General features: G+C 63.6%; 19 protein-coding genes. 9 read left to right on the forward strand and 10 right to left on the reverse strand.

Going from position 1 to position 19,876, the window contains the following annotated elements; genetic code table 11:
- Positions 1–185 precede the first annotated feature (185 nt).
- Positions 186–992 (forward strand): porin family protein, encoded by an 807-nt coding sequence (locus tag RX331_RS20285; protein WP_317251688.1) that lies wholly within the window; start codon positions 186–188, stop codon positions 990–992.
- Between the two features lie 92 nt (positions 993–1,084).
- Here RX331_RS20285 and RX331_RS20290 read toward each other — a convergent pair whose 3' ends face one another.
- Positions 1,085–1,486, reverse strand: a complete 402-nt coding sequence (locus tag RX331_RS20290; protein ID WP_317251689.1) for a hypothetical protein — start codon at positions 1,484–1,486, stop codon at positions 1,085–1,087.
- 410 nt (positions 1,487–1,896) lie between these two features.
- Between RX331_RS20290 and RX331_RS20295 the strand changes: the two genes are divergently transcribed.
- From RX331_RS20295 to RX331_RS20305, 3 genes are all read left to right on the forward strand, one after another.
- Complete coding sequence (locus RX331_RS20295) at positions 1,897–2,082, forward strand: hypothetical protein (protein WP_283027884.1); 186 nt, start codon at positions 1,897–1,899, stop codon at positions 2,080–2,082.
- A 119-nt stretch (positions 2,083–2,201) separates the two neighbouring features.
- A complete protein-coding gene (locus RX331_RS20300) occupies positions 2,202–2,972 on the forward strand; it encodes an SDR family NAD(P)-dependent oxidoreductase (RefSeq protein ID WP_317251691.1) in 771 nt (256 codons plus the stop codon).
- A 279-nt stretch (positions 2,973–3,251) separates the two neighbouring features.
- A complete protein-coding gene (locus RX331_RS20305; protein ID WP_317251692.1) occupies positions 3,252–4,058 on the forward strand; it encodes a porin family protein in 807 nt (268 codons plus the stop codon).
- Between the two features lie 165 nt (positions 4,059–4,223).
- Here the strand turns inward: RX331_RS20305 and RX331_RS20310 are convergent, their stop codons facing one another.
- Both RX331_RS20310 and RX331_RS20315 read right to left on the reverse strand, forming a co-directional pair.
- Positions 4,224–5,444, reverse strand: coding sequence for an FAD-dependent oxidoreductase (locus RX331_RS20310; RefSeq protein WP_317251693.1), 1,221 nt, complete (start codon positions 5,442–5,444; stop codon positions 4,224–4,226).
- Positions 5,445–5,486: 42 nt separating this feature from the next.
- A complete protein-coding gene (locus RX331_RS20315; protein WP_317251694.1) occupies positions 5,487–7,022 on the reverse strand; it encodes an alpha/beta fold hydrolase in 1,536 nt (511 codons plus the stop codon).
- Positions 7,023–7,138: 116 nt separating this feature from the next.
- On the opposite strand from RX331_RS20315, the gene mddA reads away from it, so the two are divergent.
- Together mddA and RX331_RS20325 are read left to right on the forward strand one after the other, a co-directional pair.
- Entirely contained in the window at positions 7,139–7,903 is a 765-nt protein-coding gene (gene mddA, locus RX331_RS20320; protein ID WP_317251695.1) for a methanethiol S-methyltransferase, read from the forward strand.
- 1 nt (position 7,904) lies between these two features.
- Entirely contained in the window at positions 7,905–8,891 is a 987-nt protein-coding gene (locus tag RX331_RS20325; RefSeq protein ID WP_317251696.1) for an NADPH:quinone oxidoreductase family protein, read from the forward strand.
- Positions 8,892–8,928: 37 nt separating this feature from the next.
- Here the strand turns inward: RX331_RS20325 and RX331_RS20330 are convergent, their stop codons facing one another.
- Entirely contained in the window at positions 8,929–9,675 is a 747-nt protein-coding gene (locus tag RX331_RS20330; RefSeq protein ID WP_317251697.1) for an alpha/beta hydrolase, read from the reverse strand.
- Between the two features lie 139 nt (positions 9,676–9,814).
- On the opposite strand from RX331_RS20330, the gene RX331_RS20335 reads away from it, so the two are divergent.
- Positions 9,815–11,047, forward strand: a complete 1,233-nt coding sequence (locus RX331_RS20335) for an NAD(P)/FAD-dependent oxidoreductase (protein ID WP_317251698.1) — start codon at positions 9,815–9,817, stop codon at positions 11,045–11,047.
- 171 nt (positions 11,048–11,218) lie between these two features.
- On the opposite strand, the gene RX331_RS20340 is transcribed toward RX331_RS20335, so the two are convergent.
- The gene (locus RX331_RS20340; protein ID WP_317251699.1) at positions 11,219–12,718 is read right to left on the reverse strand and encodes a caspase family protein; all 1,500 of its coding nucleotides are present in this window, start codon (positions 12,716–12,718) and stop codon (positions 11,219–11,221) included.
- Between the two features lie 384 nt (positions 12,719–13,102).
- Between RX331_RS20340 and RX331_RS20345 the strand changes: the two genes are divergently transcribed.
- Both RX331_RS20345 and RX331_RS20350 read left to right on the forward strand, forming a co-directional pair.
- Entirely contained in the window at positions 13,103–14,593 is a 1,491-nt protein-coding gene (locus RX331_RS20345; protein ID WP_317251700.1) for a DEAD/DEAH box helicase, read from the forward strand.
- A gap of 129 nt (positions 14,594–14,722) precedes the next feature.
- Positions 14,723–15,790, forward strand: a complete 1,068-nt coding sequence (locus RX331_RS20350) for a GGDEF domain-containing protein (RefSeq protein ID WP_317251701.1) — start codon at positions 14,723–14,725, stop codon at positions 15,788–15,790.
- Between the two features lie 6 nt (positions 15,791–15,796).
- Here RX331_RS20350 and RX331_RS20355 read toward each other — a convergent pair whose 3' ends face one another.
- The 5 genes from RX331_RS20355 to sufD form a co-directional block, all read right to left on the reverse strand.
- Positions 15,797–16,240 carry a TfoX/Sxy family protein gene (locus tag RX331_RS20355; protein ID WP_317251702.1) on the reverse strand — a complete coding sequence of 148 codons (444 nt, stop codon included), beginning with the start codon at positions 16,238–16,240 and terminating at the stop codon, positions 15,797–15,799.
- A gap of 176 nt (positions 16,241–16,416) precedes the next feature.
- Complete coding sequence (locus RX331_RS20360) at positions 16,417–16,803, reverse strand: iron-sulfur cluster assembly accessory protein (protein ID WP_317251703.1); 387 nt, start codon at positions 16,801–16,803, stop codon at positions 16,417–16,419.
- 132 nt (positions 16,804–16,935) lie between these two features.
- Positions 16,936–17,307: an SUF system Fe-S cluster assembly protein gene (locus tag RX331_RS20365; protein WP_317251704.1), complete on the reverse strand. Its 372-nt coding sequence runs from the start codon at positions 17,305–17,307 to the stop codon at positions 16,936–16,938.
- On the reverse strand, positions 17,304–18,551 hold the full coding sequence (locus RX331_RS20370; RefSeq protein ID WP_317251705.1) for a cysteine desulfurase: 1,248 nt from the start codon (positions 18,549–18,551) through the stop codon (positions 17,304–17,306). The genes RX331_RS20365 and RX331_RS20370 overlap by 4 nt, the downstream gene beginning before the upstream one ends.
- Positions 18,548–19,873 (reverse strand): Fe-S cluster assembly protein SufD, encoded by a 1,326-nt coding sequence (gene sufD / locus RX331_RS20375; RefSeq protein ID WP_317251706.1) that lies wholly within the window; start codon positions 19,871–19,873, stop codon positions 18,548–18,550. The genes RX331_RS20370 and sufD overlap by 4 nt, the downstream gene beginning before the upstream one ends.
- Positions 19,874–19,876: the final 3 nt, after the last annotated feature.

Consider the following 19,876-nt stretch of genomic DNA (forward strand, 5'->3'; position numbering starts at 1 on the left):
AAATCGCTCGGATTTGCCCGTTTCCCGGGCAAATTCCCGGCATTCGTTTTCCGGCACCTGTGTTCCGCCCGCAACAGCATTTTCCCTTGAAGTGCGTATAGTCGCCTTACTGGACTTTGGGAATCGGCGCTCGCGCACCCCGTTAGAGGGGTCTAACTGGGGCATTTAGGGTGAGGAATTCGAAAATGAAAAAGGTGCTGTTCGCTCTGACCGCGCTGGCGGCGTTCACCGGATCGGCTTCGGCCGCAGATCTCGGCGCGCGTCCCTACACCAAGGCTCCGGTCGCGGTCGCGCCGACCTATAACTGGACCGGGTTTTACATCTTCGGCGGTGGCGGCGGCGGCCTGTGGAATGCCGACAGCAATGTGCAGACCTTCCCCGGCGGCGTTCCCATTACCCGGGATCAGCGTCTGGGTGGCAGCGGCTGGTTCGGTACTGTCGGTATCGGTTACGACTGGCAATTCGGCGGCCGGTGGGTGGCTGGTATCTTCGGTGACGGGCAGTTCGGCGACATTCGCGGTTCCCTGAGTGATCCGTTTAACTTTATCGAAGGCCGCGCGAAGCTTGAGACCAGCTACGCTGCTGGCGTCAGACTTGGTTACCTGGTTGCTCCGAACGTCTTGTCCTACGTGAACGGCGGTTATTCGGGTTCAGAGTGGTCAGGCACGAGCATGTCGACTCTGGCTGCAGGCGGCGGCCCGACTCTCGCCACCACGGGCTCTTTCCAGCGTAATGGCTGGTTCATTGGCGGCGGCGTCGAGAACAATCTGGACATCTTTGGTATTTCGGCGCCCGGCTGGTTCATGAAGACCGAATATCGGTCTGCGTTCTACGACCGGGTCACTCTCCCGGAGACCTGTACGGTTGCAGGTTGCGGTGTTGTTGGACCGACGGGCCAAGCTGTTACCTTCAAGCCTTGGACACAGACCATCAGCACCTCGCTGGTGTATCGCTTCAACTGGGGCGGTGCTCCGATCCAAGCCAAGTACTGATCTCGGTCTAAGCGAATTCAGGAGCTCAAAAGCCCCGGCATTGTCCGGGGCTTTTTTGTTGCCTTGCGGGCAGCAGTTCCAGACAGCGGTCCTCAGCCTCCAGCCACCGTTGCTTTCAGCGATTCATACGCGCGACGCAGTCTACATTCGATCTTGCTCCAGTCCTGATCGTCATCGCCTGCGCGCGCATCGCGGTAGGCCGTCGCCTCGGTGCGACCGATTCCCGAGATCAGGAGCGACGGCTCGTCCGGCTGTTTGCAATAGGTGATCGCGGCCACGCGGGCGACCGTCACGCCGTACTGCTCCGGGCCGACGGCTTCGCGCCGCGCCTGCCACCAGTCGAGCTCGAGGCGCGCCGCCTCTTCAACGCCGAAACCGCCGGGCGCGGCGGAAGCCAGCAGGCGGTAGTGGGTCACGAGTGGCGGCAGCGCGACATTGGCCGCCTCGCGCGAACGCGTTGGCTGGAAGGCTTTCGCGGCCTGGGCGCCGCCCATGCGATTCGCAGGCTGTCGAGCGGCGAGAAGCCGAATTGCGTCCTCGACAGCGCGTAGAGGTGATAGAACAGCGCGCCATAGTGCTTGTCGTAATAGTCGCGCCACATCGCCGTCTCCAGCCGTGCGATTCCGCCGGCTCGAAGCCGCGCAGATCCGCCCTCCGCGGCCACGACGCGCAAGCGATCGTGGCGCCCTGGACGAGCGCTACGCCAAATCCGAGCCTGTGACTGACCGTTCGGCGGTTCAGGACGGCCCTTGAGGATGCGATGCAGCGGAATTTCCGGCCTTGCGTAGCCGGCCGGCTTTCTGTTCGATCGGAAGCTACGGCCGCCACCGGCAATGGTTTCTCGCGGTCGCCCAAAGATGAGGCAGCATCATGCCTCCGCGAAACGGCAACAAGGGAGGAAGCCATGGCCAGATCGCTTTCGATCATCGGCTTTCTGGCGCTCGCGATCGGTCTGTTGTGGATCGGCCAGGGCACCGGCGCGATTGCCTGGCCGCGGTCGAGCTTCATGATCAATCAGCTGCAATGGGCCGGATACGGCGCGGTGCTCGGCGCCGTCGGCCTGATCCTGATCTGGCAAGGCAATCGCTAGACGCGGACCTCTCTCGTCATGGCCGGGCTTGTTCCGGCCATCCACGTCTTCAGCCACACCCGATAAGAAACGTATGGATGTCCGGGACAAGCTCCCGCATCGCAAGGAAAGGAACTACAATGGCAACAAAACTCTTCGACCTCTCCGGCAAGGTCGCGATCGTCACCGGCGGCAATGGCGGCATCGGGCTCGGCATGGCCCGCGGCCTTGCCCAGGCCGGCGCAGCGGTTGCGATCGTCGGGCGCAACGAAGCGAAGTCGGCTGCCGCAGTCGCCCAGCTCGCGCAGGGCGGCGCCAGGGCGATCGCGGTGACCACCGACGTCACCGACAAGGCGGCTGTCGCCGCCATGGCAAGCCGCGTCGCCGCCGAGCTCGGCCGGATCGACATCCTCGTCAACAATGCCGGCGTCAACATCCGCAAGCCGCCGCATGCCCTCGACATCGCCGAGTGGGACAGCGTGATCCAGACCAACCTCACCAGCGCCTTCCTGTGCTCGCAGGCGGTCTATCCTGCCATGAAGGCCGCGGGAGGCGGCAAGATCATCAATATCGGATCGATGATGTCGATCTTCGGCGCTAGCTTCACGCCGGCCTATGCCGCCAGCAAGGGCGGCATCGTGCAGTTCACCCGTTCCTGCGCCTGCGCCTGGGCCGCCGACAACATCCAGGCCAATGCCGTGCTGCCGGGCTGGATCGACACCGACCTCACCAAGCGCGCGCGCCAGGAGATCGGCGGCCTGCACGAGCGGGTGCTGGCCCGCACGCCCGCGGCCCGCTGGGGCGCCATCGAGGATTTTGCCGGCATCGCCGTATTCCTCGCCTCATCTGCCTCGGACTTCCTCACGGGCACGGCGATTCCAGTGGACGGCGGGTATTCTGTTATGGGATAGGCGTGCTGGTCGTTAGGCGGCCCTTAATGCTGAGGGAAAGCGATTCGCCGGGAAGATGGGTTCCCGGTGTCAACCGAGCTGCTTAGTCTCTCAAATCTCGCCGTTTTCTCATCTTCCGAGCCGAATCGCGGCCGTTCCTCGGCAATCTATTGGTGCAAAGGCGTCGAAGGCGTCGAAGCTCCACGACTGTGGCGTGCAAGTGACAGCCCCGCTGCGGTTCCTAGGCTATATTGCATGCACATTAGTTCCGCGCATTACTTGTCTGGATTGGGGAAGATAATGAAAAAGCTCGCTATCACCGCTACTGCCTTGGTTCTTGGCACTGCCAGTGCCTCAGCCGCCGATCTCGCGGCCCGCCCCTATACCAAGGCGCCTGTGCCGGTCGCTGCCGTCTACAACTGGACCGGTTTCTACATCGGCGTTAACGGCGGCTATGCATGGAATGACTCCCAGGACGTGGCCGTCTCGGGCAGCCCACTCATTACCGCTGCGCAGCCTCTTACGGTCCCCTTCGCCGTGCGCGGTCTGAAGCCTGAGGGTGGCTTGGCCGGCGGCACAGTTGGCTACAACTGGCAGTTCGGACGCGGCTTGGTCGGCATAGAGGCTGACTTCGATTGGGCCGACATTAGGGATTCGCGCTTCATCGATCTTCCGGCCGCCGGTCCGACTGTGAGAACGTCGGCCAGCCAAAATATTGACTTCTTCGGCACGGTCCGCGGCCGTCTCGGTGGTCTTGCTACCGACCAGTTGCTGCTGTTCGTGACCGGCGGTCTGGCCTATGCCAATGTGAAGAGCAACGCCAACGTCGACGAGTTCTTCGGAATCGGCCGCCAGTTCCGGGCCAGTGCGGATGAAATTCGTTATGGCTGGACGGTAGGTGCCGGCGCGGAGTGGAAGTTCGCCCCGAACTGGAGCATCAAGGGCGAATATCTCTACTACGATCTCGGCAGCCACACGATCCGGGGCAATCAGACCAACCCGGTCAATGGCGTGGACTTCGCAACCTACAGCTTCAACACCCGCGGCAGCATCGCCCGCGCTGGTATTAACTACCAGTTCAGTGGTCCGGTCGTCGCCAGGTACTGATCTGCGATATTCTCCGACAAAACAAAAGCCCCGGCACTGCCCGGGGTTTTTTCGTTGCGATTGCAGAATCAACCTCCCGCGCGCTCTGGGTCGTGCTGTGAGCGCTACAGCCGCAACTGGGCTGCTGTTGCCTGGCCTTCCAGTCGCTTTTGCAATGTAACGACGTTATTCGACTCTGACAGCGAGTGGCGACTGCACATGCTCCGGCCGCACGCCTACGCCCACGAATCGCGCGGTAATCCCCTGTAACCACGGGATAGCGGTGACGAGACGCATGACCAGCGGCGCGTTCAGCGCCTGATCGCCGCCCCTCAGTGCGGCCCTAACAATGTTGTCCTGCGCGATCACCTGCATCCGCTGCGTCATCTTAACCGGGAATTCGCGGCGTCGGCGGACCGCGTCGAGTTCGTCTTCCGATGGACAGCCACGCTCAAGCTTCGCCGCCAAGAGGTTTGCGGTCGCCACCGCATCCTGCACCGCCAGGTTGACGCCGACGCCGCCCATCGGCGACATCGCATGCGCGGCGTCGCCGATGCAGAGCAGCCCCGGCAGTGTCCAGCGCTTCAGCCGGTTGATTGCAACGGTCAGCAGCTTCATGTCGTCCCAGCTCTTCACTTCGGATAGTCCGGATTTGAGGACCGGCGCCATTCGCGCGACGTCATCGAGCAGCGCGGGCAGCCCTCTCGCCTTCACGGCGTCGTACTCGCCCTTGGGAATGACGAACGCACATTGCCAGTAGTCGCCGCGATCGAAGGTCACCATCATCTTGCCGGGATCGACGCGGGCAAACAGGCTTTCGTTGTCATCTGCCCGCTTGCCGGCGCGAAACCACAGCACGTCCATCGGTGCACCGATTTCCTCGACAGAAAGGCCCGCGCGCTCGCGCAGCAGCGAATGGCGGCCGTCGCAGGCGACCGTCAGCTCGGCCTCGATGTCGATCACGCCATCGGCCGTCCTCGCCCTCACGCCAGCGACGCGCTCGCCGTCCCGCAACAGATCGACCGCTTCCGTCGACATCATCACTTTCAGCGAGGTGAACCGCTTGCCGGCCTCGCGGAGGAAATTGAGAAAGTCCCACTGCGGCATGAAGGCGATGAAGGGATACTTCACGTTCAGCCGGCTCAGATCGGCGATCCGCACCGTTTCGCCGCCGAACTTTCCCTCCATCTTCTGCAATCGCTGATGCGGCAGCCTCAAAAATCCGTCGATCAGCCCGAGTTCGTCCATCACCTGCAGCGTCGATGGATGCACGGTATCGCCGCGAAAATCGCGGAAGAAATCGGCGTGTTTCTCCAGCACCACGACATCGATGCCGGCGCGTCCGAGCAGATATCCGAGCATCATGCCGGCCGGCCCGCCGCCGACGATGCAACAACGTGTTTTCATAGCTCGCTCCTCAACGCCGCAAAGACAACCAGCCTGACAACGTCACCCCCTGAGACCGTGAACGAACTGCCTGACGCGATCAAGCACCGCTTGCTGATCGCCGGCGAAGGCAAAGTGATCGTCTCCGTCGAGCTCGATGAATCGCGCCCGCGGAATGTGGTCGGCGAGATGTCTGCCGGCGCCGATGCGGACGGCGCGGTCGCCGCGGCGATGGAGCACCAGCGTCGGCACGGCGATACGCCCCAGCAGGTGCCGCACATCCGTATCGCGCAAGGCCTCCAGCACGCCTTTGATGGCGCCCGGGCTCGAAGCCGCACGAAGCAGGCCAGCCCACCAGGCTCGCGCTTTGGCATCGCCGGCGAGACTGGGCGCGAACGTTTCGATGCCGGCAGGCCCGCCCCAGGCCGAAACGAGCTGCTGCAGCCACGCCGCATACTGATCGGCGCGCAACGCGTGCGGATAATCCGGTGCAGCACTTCCCTTCGCGAGCGAGGCGAACAGGATCAGCCCGGCGACGCGGTCGGGATGATCAGCCGCGAAGGTGATGCAGGCCGGTCCGCCTTCGGATGCGCCGAACAGCACGACCCGGCTCGAGCCCGCGGCATCAAGCACCGTGCAGACGTCCTGCGCCGTTGCTTCCACGCTGGGGCTGGACCCGACCCGGTCGGACAGGCCGACGCCGCGGCGATCGAACAGGACAAGACGGCCGATCTCAGCAAGCGAGGCCAGGAAGGCGCGGCACCCTTTGTCCTCCCAGGCGCGTTCGACATGGGACACGAAGCCGGGCAGCATCAGAATGTCGGTCTTGCCCCTGCCATAGGTCTGGAACGCGAGATGCACGCCGTCGCCGCTGACATATTGCGTCGGAGGCGGCTCTGCCGTGCCGGCCTCGAGCAGCGCGCGCGTCTCGGCCTCGGGCGCGACGTCGAGCTCTTCGCGCAAGCGCTGGCTCAGCGCCTCGAGCTGGCGCGCGGCCCCGGCCCGATCGCCGCTCAGGATGAGGTTGCGGATGAGGTGGCGGGCATAGATTTCGCTGAGCGGATCGAGCGCTGCCAGGCGGCCGGCATGCGCGGCGGCGGAGGCGTAATCGGCCGCCGCGTGCTTCTCCTGCACCACCCGTTCGAGTGCCTGGATCGCGCGGCCGCGCAAGGCCTCCTTCCGAAAGAACGCCCACTCGTCGAACTCTGGACAGTCGCCGGGCGAGAAGCCGTCGAGGAAGTCCGCTTGATAGAGACCGCAGGCACGCTCGAACTCGCCGCTGTCACAGGCCTCTTCAAACTGGCGTGAATCGACGACCAGATGGATCGCCGCCGACAACCGGACCGTGGATCTGTCGGATGTAAGGACATCGCCGAGCGCGAGCTGGAGGCGGTGCAACAGCCGGCGCAGCCGTGCCTTGACCACCTCCGCTGGGCTATCCGGCCACAGCATGGTGGCAATCGCATCGCGCCCGACCGGGCCTTTCGCTTCAGCCAGATAGACCAGCAGCGCTAGGCCCTTGCGCAGGGCCAACTGGCACGGGCGATCATCACAACGTACCTCCGGGAACCCGAGCGTCCGGACGCTGAACGAAACCATTGGCGGTGCGATCTTCGGTAATGGCGTCCGCGACACCCAAGGGGCCCGGGGACGCTGAGGGGACGCTGCGATGATAGCACCGGCGGCATCGCACCGTCACCTTCTGGAGAAACGTCATGACCGGACGCGCCGCCGCGCTCATCTACGGCCTCGCGAGCTATCTCATCTTCTCGCTTTCATTTGCCTACACGCCAGCCTTTATCGGCAACTTCCTCGTCCCGAAGACGATTGACGTCGGACCGGAGAGCGGGCGCGCGCAAGCGGTCCTGATCGATATGATCCTGCTCGGCCTGTTCGCGATCCAGCACAGCATTATGGCGCGACCGGCGTTCAAGCGCTGGTGGACGCGCATCATCCCGGCGCCCTGCGAGCGCAGCACTTATGTGCTGATCTCGAGCCTTCTGCTGATCCTGATCTTCTGGCAGTGGCGCCCGATCGCGCCGACCATCTGGCGCGTCGAGGGCTGGCCGGCCGCCATGCTGACGGCGATCTTCGGGTCGGGTTGGGTGATCGCGCTCGCTTCGACGTTCCAGATCGACCATTTTGAGCTGTTCGGATTGCGCCAGGTCGCCGACGTATGGCGCGGAGCAGCCGGCCGCGTGCAAGCGCTCAAGATGCCGCTGCTGTACCGTCTGGTGCGTCACCCGCTGATGCTGGGTCTCCTGCTCGCCTTCTGGGCGACGCCGCACATGACAGCTGGCCATCTGCTGTTTGCCGTCATGAACACCGCCTACATCCTCATCGGCGTCAGGCTCGAGGAAAGAGACCTGGTCGCGGAATTCGGCGCGAGCTACGAGCACTATCGCGAGCGTGTTCCGATGCTGTTGCCGCGTCTCTTCGGCCGCGGCGCCACTGCTTCAGAAGCCCGTCGCGGAGGCTGAGATGCGCGCCATCCTTTGCAAGGCCTTCAAAGGCGTCGAAGCCCTCGAATTCGCCGAGGCCGCCGAACCGCGCCCGGCGGCGAACGAAGTTCTCGTCGATGTCCACGCTGCGTCCGTCAGCTATATGGACTATCTGATGAGTTGTGGCGGCTATCAGATGCGGCCGGCCCTTCCCTATGTGCCGGGAACGGACGCCGCCGGCGTCGTGCTGGCCTGCGGCGAGCGCGTCACACGCTTCCGGCCCGGCGATCGGGTCAGTTGCGGAAACTGGTTCGGCGCATTTGCGGAGCGCATGGTCGCCAAGGAAACCAGCGTCGCATTGCTGCCGGCCGGCGTTGATTTCACCGTAGGGTCGACGATCATGCACACCTATCTCACGGCCTGGTACGCATTGATTGAGCGGGCGCGGCTGCAGGCCGGTGAGACGGTGCTGGTGACAGGGGCCGCAGGCGGTATTGGCCTCGCCTGCGTCGAGATTGCGCATATGATCGGCGCGCGCGTCATTGCCGTCGTGGGCGGCGCTGCGAAGGCGGCCATGGTCCGCGAGCATGGTGCCAGTGAAGCCGTCGACCATTCCTGCGAAGACGTGCGCGATCGCGTGAAGGCGCTGGCCGGAGACAAAGGCCTCGACGTCTGCATCGACAATGTCGGCGGCGCGCTCTTCGCCACGCTTGCGAGGCTGATGGGCTGGAACGGGCGGCTGCTCCCGATCGGCTTCACCAGTGGCGAGATTCCCTCGCTCGCCATGAATCTGCCCCTGCTCAAGAACTATTCGGTCGTCGGCGTCTTCGTCGGCGCCTGGATGGAGCGCTATCCGGACGAAGCCGCCCGCGCGAGCCAGGCTATCATGGCAAGGGTCGGCGAAGGCAAGCTCCGCCCACAGGTCGACCGGATCCTTCCGCTCCAGCGCGCCGGCGAGGCGATGAGCCTGGTTGCCAACCGCAGCGCGATGGGACGAATTGTGTTGGAGGTAAGAAACGGGGCGTGACCGGTCGAGACGGGATATTACCGCCGAGCGAAGCTACCTAGTTCAGCTTTGCCAGGAACGCGTTGATCGCGTCCGCACCTAGCTTCGGCTGCTGGCACATCCACCAATGACCCGCGCCGTTCAAAATGGCGACCTCAGCGCCGGCTCGCTCGGCACTGCGGCGAGCGAGCGTCTCCCCGCCGCAGTAATGATCTTCCGTCGCGATCACGGCCAGACCGGGCTTTGCGGAGGCGCGTGACAAACCGGTCCCGAAATCTCGCATCACCGGCTGCGCGGCCGATCTGTAAACCGCAAGGATCGCCCTGCCCACATCCGGGTTCGTACCGGCAATCACTTTCCGGGCGATCGCCGCGGTCATACCCAGGCTCTCAAAACGCTCGACCCGGGCCTCGGCCGGAGCGCCCGCCATCTGCGCGATCGCCTGCTCGCCGGCCTCTGGCGTCTGCCAGACCTGCGCCATTTCGTGCCAAACGTAATCAGGATCGAATGCGCCGAGAATATCTGACGACCAGGACCGTATGAGATCCGGATGATCCATCGCGATGCGCACGACATGTCCTCCGCCCCAATCGTGCCCGATGAGATCGACCGGTTGCGCCAGCTTCCTGAGCTCGCCCGCAAGCCAGTCGCGATAAGCATCGACAGAGCAGTCGAAGCCGGGAGGGATCGCCGACCCGAACCCGGGTGGAGAGAGACGAATGATGTTCTGGTCGCGCAGATGCGGAACGAGATCGTCCCAGACCGCTTCGGTCTCAGGATTTCCGTGGACGAGAACGATAGCCATGACGAGTTTCTCCCCGACAGAGTTTGCCCTACGGGCGCGGTTCTTGCCATTTTATGTTTGAATTCTACCGCGGCCAATGGCCATACTCGACCATTGCTTTTTTGTTTTTGCTTTCCTTTTTTCCCCCGGGGGGGCGTGCATGACAAATCTGGCGCCGGATGTCGTGATCGTTGGTGGCGGGATTGCAGGCGGCACCATGGCCACGGTGCTTGCCAAACGCGGTTTGCAAGTTTCCGTGTTGGAGCGCGAAACCATCTATCCGGATCGCGTGCGAGGGGAATGGATTGCCCCTTGGGGGGTCGTCGAGTTCAAACGCCTGGGACTACTCGAACTGCTTCATGACACTGGCGCCATTCCCGTAAAGCGAAACGTGCCCTACGACGAGAACTGGGCGCCGGACGTTGCGGAAAAGCGCGCGCTTGATTTCAGCGCATTGCCACCCGATCTCCCGCTTCCTCTTTGCATCGGCCATCCGGCCATGTGCCGTGCATTTGCAGCGTCAGCGGAAGCGGCCGGCGCGCAGGTATTGACGGGCGTTAGCGACGTGAAGGTGACGGCCGGTGCACGACCTGCCGTATCCTGCTTATTAAATGGCGAGCGATTACAGCTCAGGCCGCGACTCGTCATAGGAGCCGATGGGCGCAACTCCGTTCTGAAAAGACAGCTCGGGTTTTCCGTGCAGGCCGACGAACCACATAATCTTCTCGGCGGGATGCTCGTCGCAAACGTTCCCGAATGGCCTCGTGAAGTGCAGGCGATAGGAACGGAGGATCGATTTCATTATTTCGTCTTTCCGCAAGGGAAGGACCTGGTTCGGCTTTATGCTTGCTTTGATTTCGAGGACCGGCAAAGATTCGCCGGCCCGGAAAGAGAAGCCCGGTTGTTGCAGGCCTTTCGCTTGAAGTGTTTGCCCTACGCAGAGGCAATCCTAAAGGGAACGCCGGTTAGTCCATTCCATGCCTACTCGAACGAAGATCATTGGATCGATGATCCGGCGATGCCCGGCGCGGTGCTCATTGGCGACGCCGCTGGCCACAATGATCCGATCATGGGGCAAGGGTTGTCCATTGCCATCAGGGACGTACGCATCGTCTCCGATATTCTGCTTTCAACAAAAGACTGGGACCGCATCGACTTCGCACCCTATGCCGACGAACGACGGGAGCGGATGCGTCGCCTCAGGATCGCCGCTGGCTTCGCAACCAGGATACGCGTCGAATTTGGCGAGGCTGCCAGGCAGCGGCGCGCAAGGGTCAGCAACAGAATGCTGGAACGTCAGCTCTCTCCCTTGCCGGCGGCAATTATCGGCCCGGAACGGCTGCCAGCCGAAGCCTACACCCCCGAAACGATCAACCTCTTGATCGCGCCGTAGGCCGTTGCTGCTCGTCCTCAGCTGTCGTCACCCGTCTTGTGCGCAATTGCGCACTGGGGCGGGTGGCCCAGTATTCCAGAGACAGCAATGATTGACCCGATAAGTCGCGGCGTGCTGGATCCCCCGCGCAGAGGGATGACGCCGTCGACGGCGGCCAGATCGTACAGCTTCCTACCGCCGAAAACTCTTGATCTCCGAGACGCTGCCGTCGCGATAGGTCAGCTCCACCGAGACCGATCTGGTCTGCGGTGCGAGCTTCAGATAGGGGTTGGCGTCGTGCGGGATGACGCTTGGATCTCTGATATCGCAGGGCGGCATTTTCAACACCTTGTCGGGCACCGCAGAGTCGATGCCAACGCGCACTTCGCGGATCGCGCAGCGATACGACATCAGGTGGGTGTAATAGACCAGCAGGCCATTGAACTCGCGGAATGACAGCCAGCTCGTCGCGGTCATGTCGAGGATCTTGCGCTGGTCACGGATCAGCGCGGCTTCGGGATCGAAGCGGATCGGGAACGGCCCCTGCAGATCGCCATTGGTATCGACATAGCGCACCTGGATGTTGCCCGCCGGAGCATCGGCCGGAAGCTCGATCGACGGATTGGGCATCCGCTTGCGGGTGCGCGGATCGAGCGTGTCGATGAAACCGGTCTCGCGGAAGTCGCCGGCCTCGCCGAGCCGCCAGGAAATGCTAAGCGTCGGATCGGCAAACGAGAACACGACCGACCAGCCGCCATTATGGCGCGAGAACGATGCGATCGGCGCATTGAGCGATTCCTTCTGCGGCTGCAGGCGCTGCACCGGCGACAGTGCCGCGAGCTGCTGCGCCGGCTCGGCCGGCTTCGCCCCAACTTCAGGCTGGCCTTTGATCACGCCATTCAGGAACACGTCGTCGACCATCTGGTCGAAGTAAACCGGAATCTGCTTGTGACGGACAGTCTCGGCGAGCTCGCTGACCGAGCGCCGCGTGCGCTGCGCGACCTGAACGAGGTTCGCGCCGGGCTGCGTCAGCTCCTTGGCGAAGGTGCGCGTGAACACCGAATTGGGATTGGTGTCGTCATTGGAAAGCCGGTCGAGCGCCGTCTGCCGCGGCCCCGCCGAGAAGATCGAGAACACGCCTTCCGGCAATTGCGTCATCGGCGCCAAGCCGCCGCCGCCGGCCACCGCGCGCGTACCGGGCCGTTCGAACGGATTGTTGCGGCAGGCATCGAACACCAGGATCGCGGTGCGCACCTTGCGGTTCTGCAGCCGCTCGATGATGCGGTCGGCGAGAACCGAGGCGTCGCGCACCAGCTCTTCCTGTCCTTCGGTCGCCGCCGGCACGTCGGTCGGCAGCAGGAAGTTCTGGCCGGCGATTTCGAAACCATGGCCGGCATAGAAGAAGAACGCGGTGTCGCCGGCTTCGACCGCCTTGTCGAAGGCCAGCAGCGTCTGGCTGAACGCCTGCCGGTTCTGGTTTTCCGCCACCATCACCGTGAAGCCGAGCTGCTTGAGCGTATCGCCCATGGTGCGGGCATCGTTGACCGCCTTCTGCAGCTTGGGCACGTTCCGGTAATCATTGTTACCGACTACGAGCGCCACGCGCTTTTCGGCGTAGGCGGGCGCGGCCAAGGCCGCGATGCACGTGGCTAGGCTCGTCACCACGAGCAGTCTGGAAAGCCAACCCTTCATCGAATTCCCCAAGTGCACCAATGGTCCTCTTCCGGGCCGTGCATAGCCGCTTATTGCCATAGTCGGCAGCGGAAAGCCGGCGGTTCAACGGCGTCGATTGATAGCAGGACTGCGGCCCTGTTTGGCCGCCAAACGGCGGTTTTTGCCGTTATTTGTGCGAAAACATTAAGCTTTTTGGGCTCCAATGCCTGTTCCAAGATTGACTTTGGCGATTTCGACCCTATGTTCGCGCTCAACGCGGCCCTGGATCGAAGCGCGATTCATCGTTAGCCGCTCGTCTGCGTAAGTCAGAGCCCCCAGCTTCTTAAAAGCGCGCCGTTTCGGGGCAAAACGCGACAGCCTTTTTACCCTCGATTCCGAACGGCGGTGTCGACCAGAGGCTCAATGTCTTTTTCCCATCTCGGCCTTTCAGATAAGGTCCTCGCCGCAGTCGCGGCCACCGGTTACACCACCCCTACCCCCATCCAGGAACAGGCCATTCCGCACGTTCTGGCCCGCCGCGACGTCCTCGGCATCGCCCAGACCGGAACCGGCAAGACCGCCGCCTTCGTCCTGCCCATGCTCACGCTTCTGGAAAAGGGCCGCGCCCGGGCCCGAATGCCCCGCACCCTGATCCTCGAGCCGACCCGCGAACTCGCCGCCCAGGTCAAAGAGAACTTTGACAAATACGGCGCCGGCCAGAAACTCAACGTCGCCCTCCTGATCGGCGGCGTCTCCTTCGGCGATCAGGACTCCAAACTGACCCGTGGTGTCGACGTCCTGATCGCAACCCCCGGCCGCCTCCTCGACCACACCGAGCGCGGCGGCCTTCTGCTCACCGGCGTCGAACTGCTGGTGATCGACGAAGCCGACCGCATGCTGGACATGGGCTTCATCCCCGACATCGAACGCATCTGCAAGCTGGTGCCATTCACGCGGCAAACGCTGTTCTTCACCGCGACGATGCCGCCGGAAATCAGCCGCATCAGCGAAACCTTCCTGCACAATCCCGAACGCATCGAAGTCTCCAAGCCGGCAACCACGGCGACCGGCGTATCGCAATTCAAGGTCACCGGCGGCCGCGAGCCGCATGAGAAGCGCGAACTGCTCCGCCGCCTCTTGCGCGACGCCAAGGACCTCAACAACGCGATCATCTTCTGCAACCGCAAGCGCGAGGTCGCGATCGTTCACAAGTCGCTGCAGAAGCACGGCTTCAGCGTCGGCGCTTTGCACGGCGACATGGACCAGTCGGCGCGCACCGCGGCGCTCGATCAATTCCGCAAGGGCGAGATTCCGCTGCTCGTGGCCTCCGACGTCGCCGCCCGCGGCCTCGACATTCCCGCCGTCAGCCACGTCTTCAATTTCGACGTGCCGCACCATGCCGACGATTACGTGCACCGCATCGGCCGCACTGGCCGCGCCGGACGCGCCGGCACCGCGATCTCGATCGTCACCTCGCTCGACAGCAAGTCGATCGCCGCGATCGAACGGCTGATCGGCAAGACCATTCCGCCTGCCGAAGGCGACTATACCGTGCATTCGGACGCCTCCGAGGATGGCGAGCAGCCGCGCGAACATCGCGCACGCGAGGGCTCCCGGGACGGTTCGCGCGGCGGACGCAAGCGACGTGAACGCGAGCCGCGCCACGCCAAGGGCGCTGATCGCGAACCGCGACAGAACAATCGCGAACCGCGGCCGGGCAAGGGCGCGAACCGCAACGGCGGTTCGCAGGCGCCGGCTGCACTCTTCACGCCGCCGGCAGCCGCACCGTCCTCGCGCGTGCCCTCGATCGGCCGTCCCGAGCCGCGGCGCACGCAGCGTGAGGTCGAATCGGAGCCCGGCGATCACTCGCACCTTCCCGCATTTCTGTTGCGGCCCGTTCGCGCCCGCGTCTGACCTGTCCTCGATGACCTGCGGCCGGAAGTGTTTACCGGCCGTTCATCCTCCTCCACTACCGTGGCGCCGATAATTTAGTCATTGCTGCACGGCAACGACCGGCGCTGCTCGGATATTGGGGACGGATCAGTGGTCAAGCTGCTGGACGAACACGAACGCACGATGGCGTTTGCCGAAGTAGCAATGGGCCAGATCAGATCCCTGCGTCAGACCGCCGTCCCGCGCAACTATGAAATCTGGTACGTCTACGCGACCGGATACAACGCTCCCCTCAACAAGATCATCAACGAGACGCTGGCGCGCAACGGCAAGCTCAGCGAGTCCGATCTCGAGCAGATCTACGAAACCTATCTCTCGCATATCAAGGCCTCCGACCGCATCGACAAGGTCGGCGCGCGGGTAATCGGCGAAATCGACGACGTGATGACGCTGATCACCGAGGCGCTCGGCAAGTCGCAGAACTACGACGCCAAGCTGTCCGGCGCGAGCGAGAAGCTGAGGAACGCCAAGACCCGCGATGAGATCAAGGCCGTCGTCGACGGCCTGATGAAATCGACGCGCGAAATGCAGGAAACCAACAAGGCGCTGGAGAATCGGCTGGCGCTGTCGAAGACCGAGATCAGCAACCTTCAGCACAGCCTGGAGGCGATCCGCGCCGAGAGCCTGACCGATCCGCTGACCGGGCTCGGCAACCGCAAATATTTCGATCGCTCGATCGAGATGGCGGTGCGGACGGCACTGGCGAATGGCGAACCGCTGTCGCTGATGATGTTCGACATCGACCACTTCAAATCGTTCAACGATTCCTACGGCCACCTCACCGGCGACCAGGTGCTGCGGCTCGTCGCACAATCGCTGAAGCAGACCATCAAGGGCCAGGACATCACGGCTCGCTATGGCGGCGAGGAATTCGCGGTCGTGCTGCCCAACACCGGCCTGCGCCAGGCGCTGACGGTCGCCGACCACATCCGCCGTGCGGTGATGGCAAAGGAACTGAAGAAGAAATCGACCGGCGAGATTCTCGGCCGGGTTACCATTTCGGTCGGCGTCTCCATGCTCAAGCCGGACGACGACACGGATTCGCTGATCGAACGTGCCGACGGCTGCCTCTACGCCGCCAAACGCAACGGCCGCAACCGCGTGGTCTGCGAAGTCGATCCCGAATACGCCGACGAGACCCGCAGCCAGGTCGCCTGACGCCGGCTATTTGCGCCGCGCCTTCTTCACCGTACGCTGCCTTGCTGCGGGCTTGCGGCTAGCAACGGGCTTCTTCGCAGCCTTCTTCGACACCTTCGGCCTCGCCACCTTGCGCGCCTTGGGCCGCTTGCGAACGGCCGCGCGCTGCGCCGCGGCGAGCGCGGCCCGCGCCCACTCAGCCAGTTCTTCGGAATCATCGAACAGCCGAGCCGGCAATTGCCAGTACGAGTTCACGGTGACCGTTTTGGTCCGCGTCTGATATTGAAACGGCTTCGAGCCTTCCGCTTCAAATTGCGGAATGGTCGACTCGTCAGCGCGGAAATAGAGGCCGGCGCGCAGCGACAGCGCAAAGTTGGTGCCGTCGGCGGAGATGCCATGGCCGGAGAACATCCGGCGGATGGTGACTGGACCGAAATCGGCGAAGAGGTCGATGAGGAAATCGCGATCCATGGCTTACGGCTCGTGCCCCGGACGCGGCGCAGCGCCATAAGCGCGTTCACGCGCGTCTTTGACGCGCTATGGCGGTGCGCCGCAGAGCCGGAGCCCATCACTGGGCAGACAGTAATCGTGGGTCCCGGCACTGCGCAGCAGCGTAAGCACGCTGCAGCGCGTCCGGGACACGAGACCTAAACCTTCGCCGGCGTCAGTTGCACCGACTCGCCGCAGCCGCAGGCGGAAATCTGATTCGGATTGTTGAAGATGAACTGGGCCTGCAGCTTGTCGGCCTTGTAGTCCATCTCGGTGCCGAGCAGGAACAGCACCGCCTTGGGGTCGACCAGGATCTTGACGCCCTTGTCCTCGACCACTTCGTCGGTCGGGCGGATCTCATGGGCGTATTCGACCGTGTAGGACTGCCCGGCGCAGCCGCCATTCTTGATGCCGACGCGCAGGCCGACGATCTCGGAATCGGCGCGCCTGGTCAGCTCGGTGATCCGCGCCGCCGCCGCGTCGGTCAGCTTCATGACCTGCGGCCGGGGCCTCGGCTTCGGCTTGGACTGGACGGTGGTATCCATGGCAGTTTGATCTCCAGCGTCGTTCAAGGCGACGAGTTATCATGGCACTAAAATAACAACGAAATTCCAGCTGTGAAGGTGCGGTCTCCATGACACCCGACAATGACACCGGACGGTTTGCAACGGGCCTCTTCACCACATGTTCAGGACAAGGCGCGCCTCGTCGGACATCCGATCCGGCGTCCAAGCCGGATCCCACACCAGATTGACATTGACGACGCCGACGCCGGGAACGCTGGCAATCGCGTTCTCCACCATGGTCGGCAATTCGCCGGCCGCGGGGCAGTTCGGCGTGGTCAGCGTCATCGTTACGTCGACGCTGCGGTCGTCCTTGAGGTCGACCTTGTAGATCAGGCCGAGCTCGTAAATGTCGGCCGGGATTTCCGGGTCGAACACCGTCTTCAGCGCGGCGACGATCTCCGTGCCGAGCCGCTCGGTCTCGTCCGGCGGCAGCGCCGAATGGGTTTCCATGTTGGCTGACTTGATTTCGGCCGTGTCACTCATGCGAACAAATCCCGCGCCTTGATCAGCGCCTGTGCCAGATCGTCGACTTCTTCCCTTGTATTATACATGCCGAACGAGGCTCGGCAGGTGGCTGTGACATTGAACCGCTCTAAAAGCGGCATCACGCAATGGGTGCCGGCGCGCACCGCGATGCCCTGCCGGTCGATCACGGTCGCGACGTCATGGGCATGCGCGCCCTTCATCTCGAAGGAGATCACCGGCCCCTTGCCGCGGGCGGTGCCGATCAGGCGCAGCGAATTGATTTCGCGCAGCCGCTCCTGGGCATAGGTCAGAAGATCGTGCTCGTGGGCGGCAATCCGCTCCTTGCCGATCGAGCTGACGTAGTCGATCGCAGCCCCCAGGCCGATCGCCTCGACGATCGGCGGCGTGCCGGCTTCGAACTTGTGCGGCGGGTCGCCATAGGTGACCCAGTCCTTGGCCACCTCGCGGATCATCTCGCCGCCACCATTATAGGGGCGCATCGCGACCAGGTGCTCATGCTTGGCATAGAGCGCCCCAATCCCGGTCGGGCCATAGACCTTGTGGCCGGTGAAGGCATAGAAATCGCAATCGAGGTCCTGCACGTCGATCGCCAAATGCACGGCGCCCTGCGCCCCATCGACCAGCACCGGAATGCCACGGTCATGGGCGAGCTTCACGACTTCCTTGACCGGGACGAAGGTGCCAAGCGCGTTCGACATCTGGGTGATGGCGACGAGCTTGGTGCGCGGCGTCAGCAGCTTCTCGAATTCCTCGATCAGGAAATTGCCGTCGTCGTCGACCGGCGCCCATTTGATCACGGCGCCATGGCGCTCGCGCAGGAAATGCCAGGGCACGATGTTGGAGTGGTGCTCCATGATCGAGAGCACGATCTCGTCGCCCTGCTTGATGTTGGGCTCGCCCCAGGACGATGCCACCAGATTGATGGCCTCGGTGACATTGCGGGTGAAGATGATTTCTTCACTGCGCCCTGCATTGATGAACTTCGCCACTTTGGCGCGGGCGCCCTCGTAAGCCTCGGTCGCGGCGTTGGCGAGGTAATGCAGCCCGCGATGCACGTTGGCGTATTCGCTTTTATAAGCTTCCGTCATGCGGTCGAGCACGGCGGTCGGCTTCTGAGCGGACGCCGCGTTGTCGAGATAGACCAGCGGTTTGCCGTAGACCTTCATCGCAAGTGCAGGGAAATCCTCGCGCACGCGCTGGACGTCATAGGCGCCGTTCTTGACCGCTGGATGCTGCGTCATGACCGTGCCTCCAGCCAGCGCTGCGTGGCTGCAATTGCGAGTTCGCGCAAATCGTCGTTGACGATGGACTCGATCGCCTCACCTACAAACGCCTGGATCAGCAGCGCTTGTGCCTCCTTCTCGGAGAGGCCGCGGGCGCGCAGATAGAACAGCAGGCTCTCGTCCAGCGCGCCGGTGGTGGCGCCATGGCCGCAGGTGACGTCGTCGGCAAAGATCTCGAGCTCCGGCTTGTTGTCAGCCTCAGCATCGTCGGAGAGCAGCAGTGCCCGCGTCATCATCTTGGCATCGGTCTTCTGCGCGTCGGGGCGCACGACAATGCGGCCCTGGAACACCGAATGGGCGCGGTCGTCGACGACGGCGCGGAACACCTCGCGGCTGGCACAATGCGGCACCGCGTGGTCCATGAACAGCGTAGTGTCGGCGTGCTGACGGCCGTTGAGCAGATTGACGCCGTTGGTCTCGACCCGGGAGTGCTCTTCGGCGAACGCAATCGTCGCCTGGTAGCGGCTGACAGCCGCGCCGGAGGTCATGCCGAACGTATTGTAATGCGCGTGCGCGCCCAGCGTGACGACGGCGGAGGAGACGTTGATGGCCTCGCGGCTATCCTCGACCAGCCTGATATGATCGAGCCGCGAATTATCAGAGATCGCGACAACCAGCGAATCATGCGTCTGATAGACCTTGGCGCCATCGGCCGCGATGTAGCTCTCGACCAGCGTCGCGCCGGCATCCTTGCCGAGGCGCAGCAGAGAGCGCGTGAACATCGCCGCCGGCGCCGGCCCGCTGGCGACATGGATGATCTGCAGCGGCTGCTTCAGCACGAGTCCATCAGCGATCTCGATCACCACGCCGTCGGTCATCATCGCGCTATTGAGCGCCACCATCGGGTTGGCGTTGTCGGGCGTGAGGAGCTGCGCCTGCAGCGCGACATCGCCCGCCTCCAGCACGTCGCGCAGCGTGCGGACCGTAAGGCCCTTCTCCAGACCGCCGACGTCGGAAAGCTTTGGCACGAACACGCCGTCCACGAGGACGAGCTGACGCGCGCCCTTGATCGCCTGCAGCTTGACGGCCGCGGCAGCTCGCTTCAGCGCGGCAGCATCCGGCGCAGGCGCCAGCGGCAGCACCTCGCGCACAAGCGCGCGCAGATCGGTATATTTCCAGTCTTCGATCCGGCGATGCGGCAGGCCGACGCGCTCGTAGGCCTCGAAGGCGGCGCTTCGCGCCTCCGCCACTGTGCCGGTGCCGGGCAGCCGGTCGCGCGCGACGGCAAAGCTGTCGCTCAGCGCGCGTCCCGTCTCGTTCTTTGCCAAAACCAGGTTCATCAC

The sequence above is a fragment of the Bradyrhizobium sp. BWA-3-5 genome, from assembly GCF_032917985.1.
Lineage (GTDB): Bacteria > Pseudomonadota > Alphaproteobacteria > Rhizobiales > Xanthobacteraceae > Bradyrhizobium.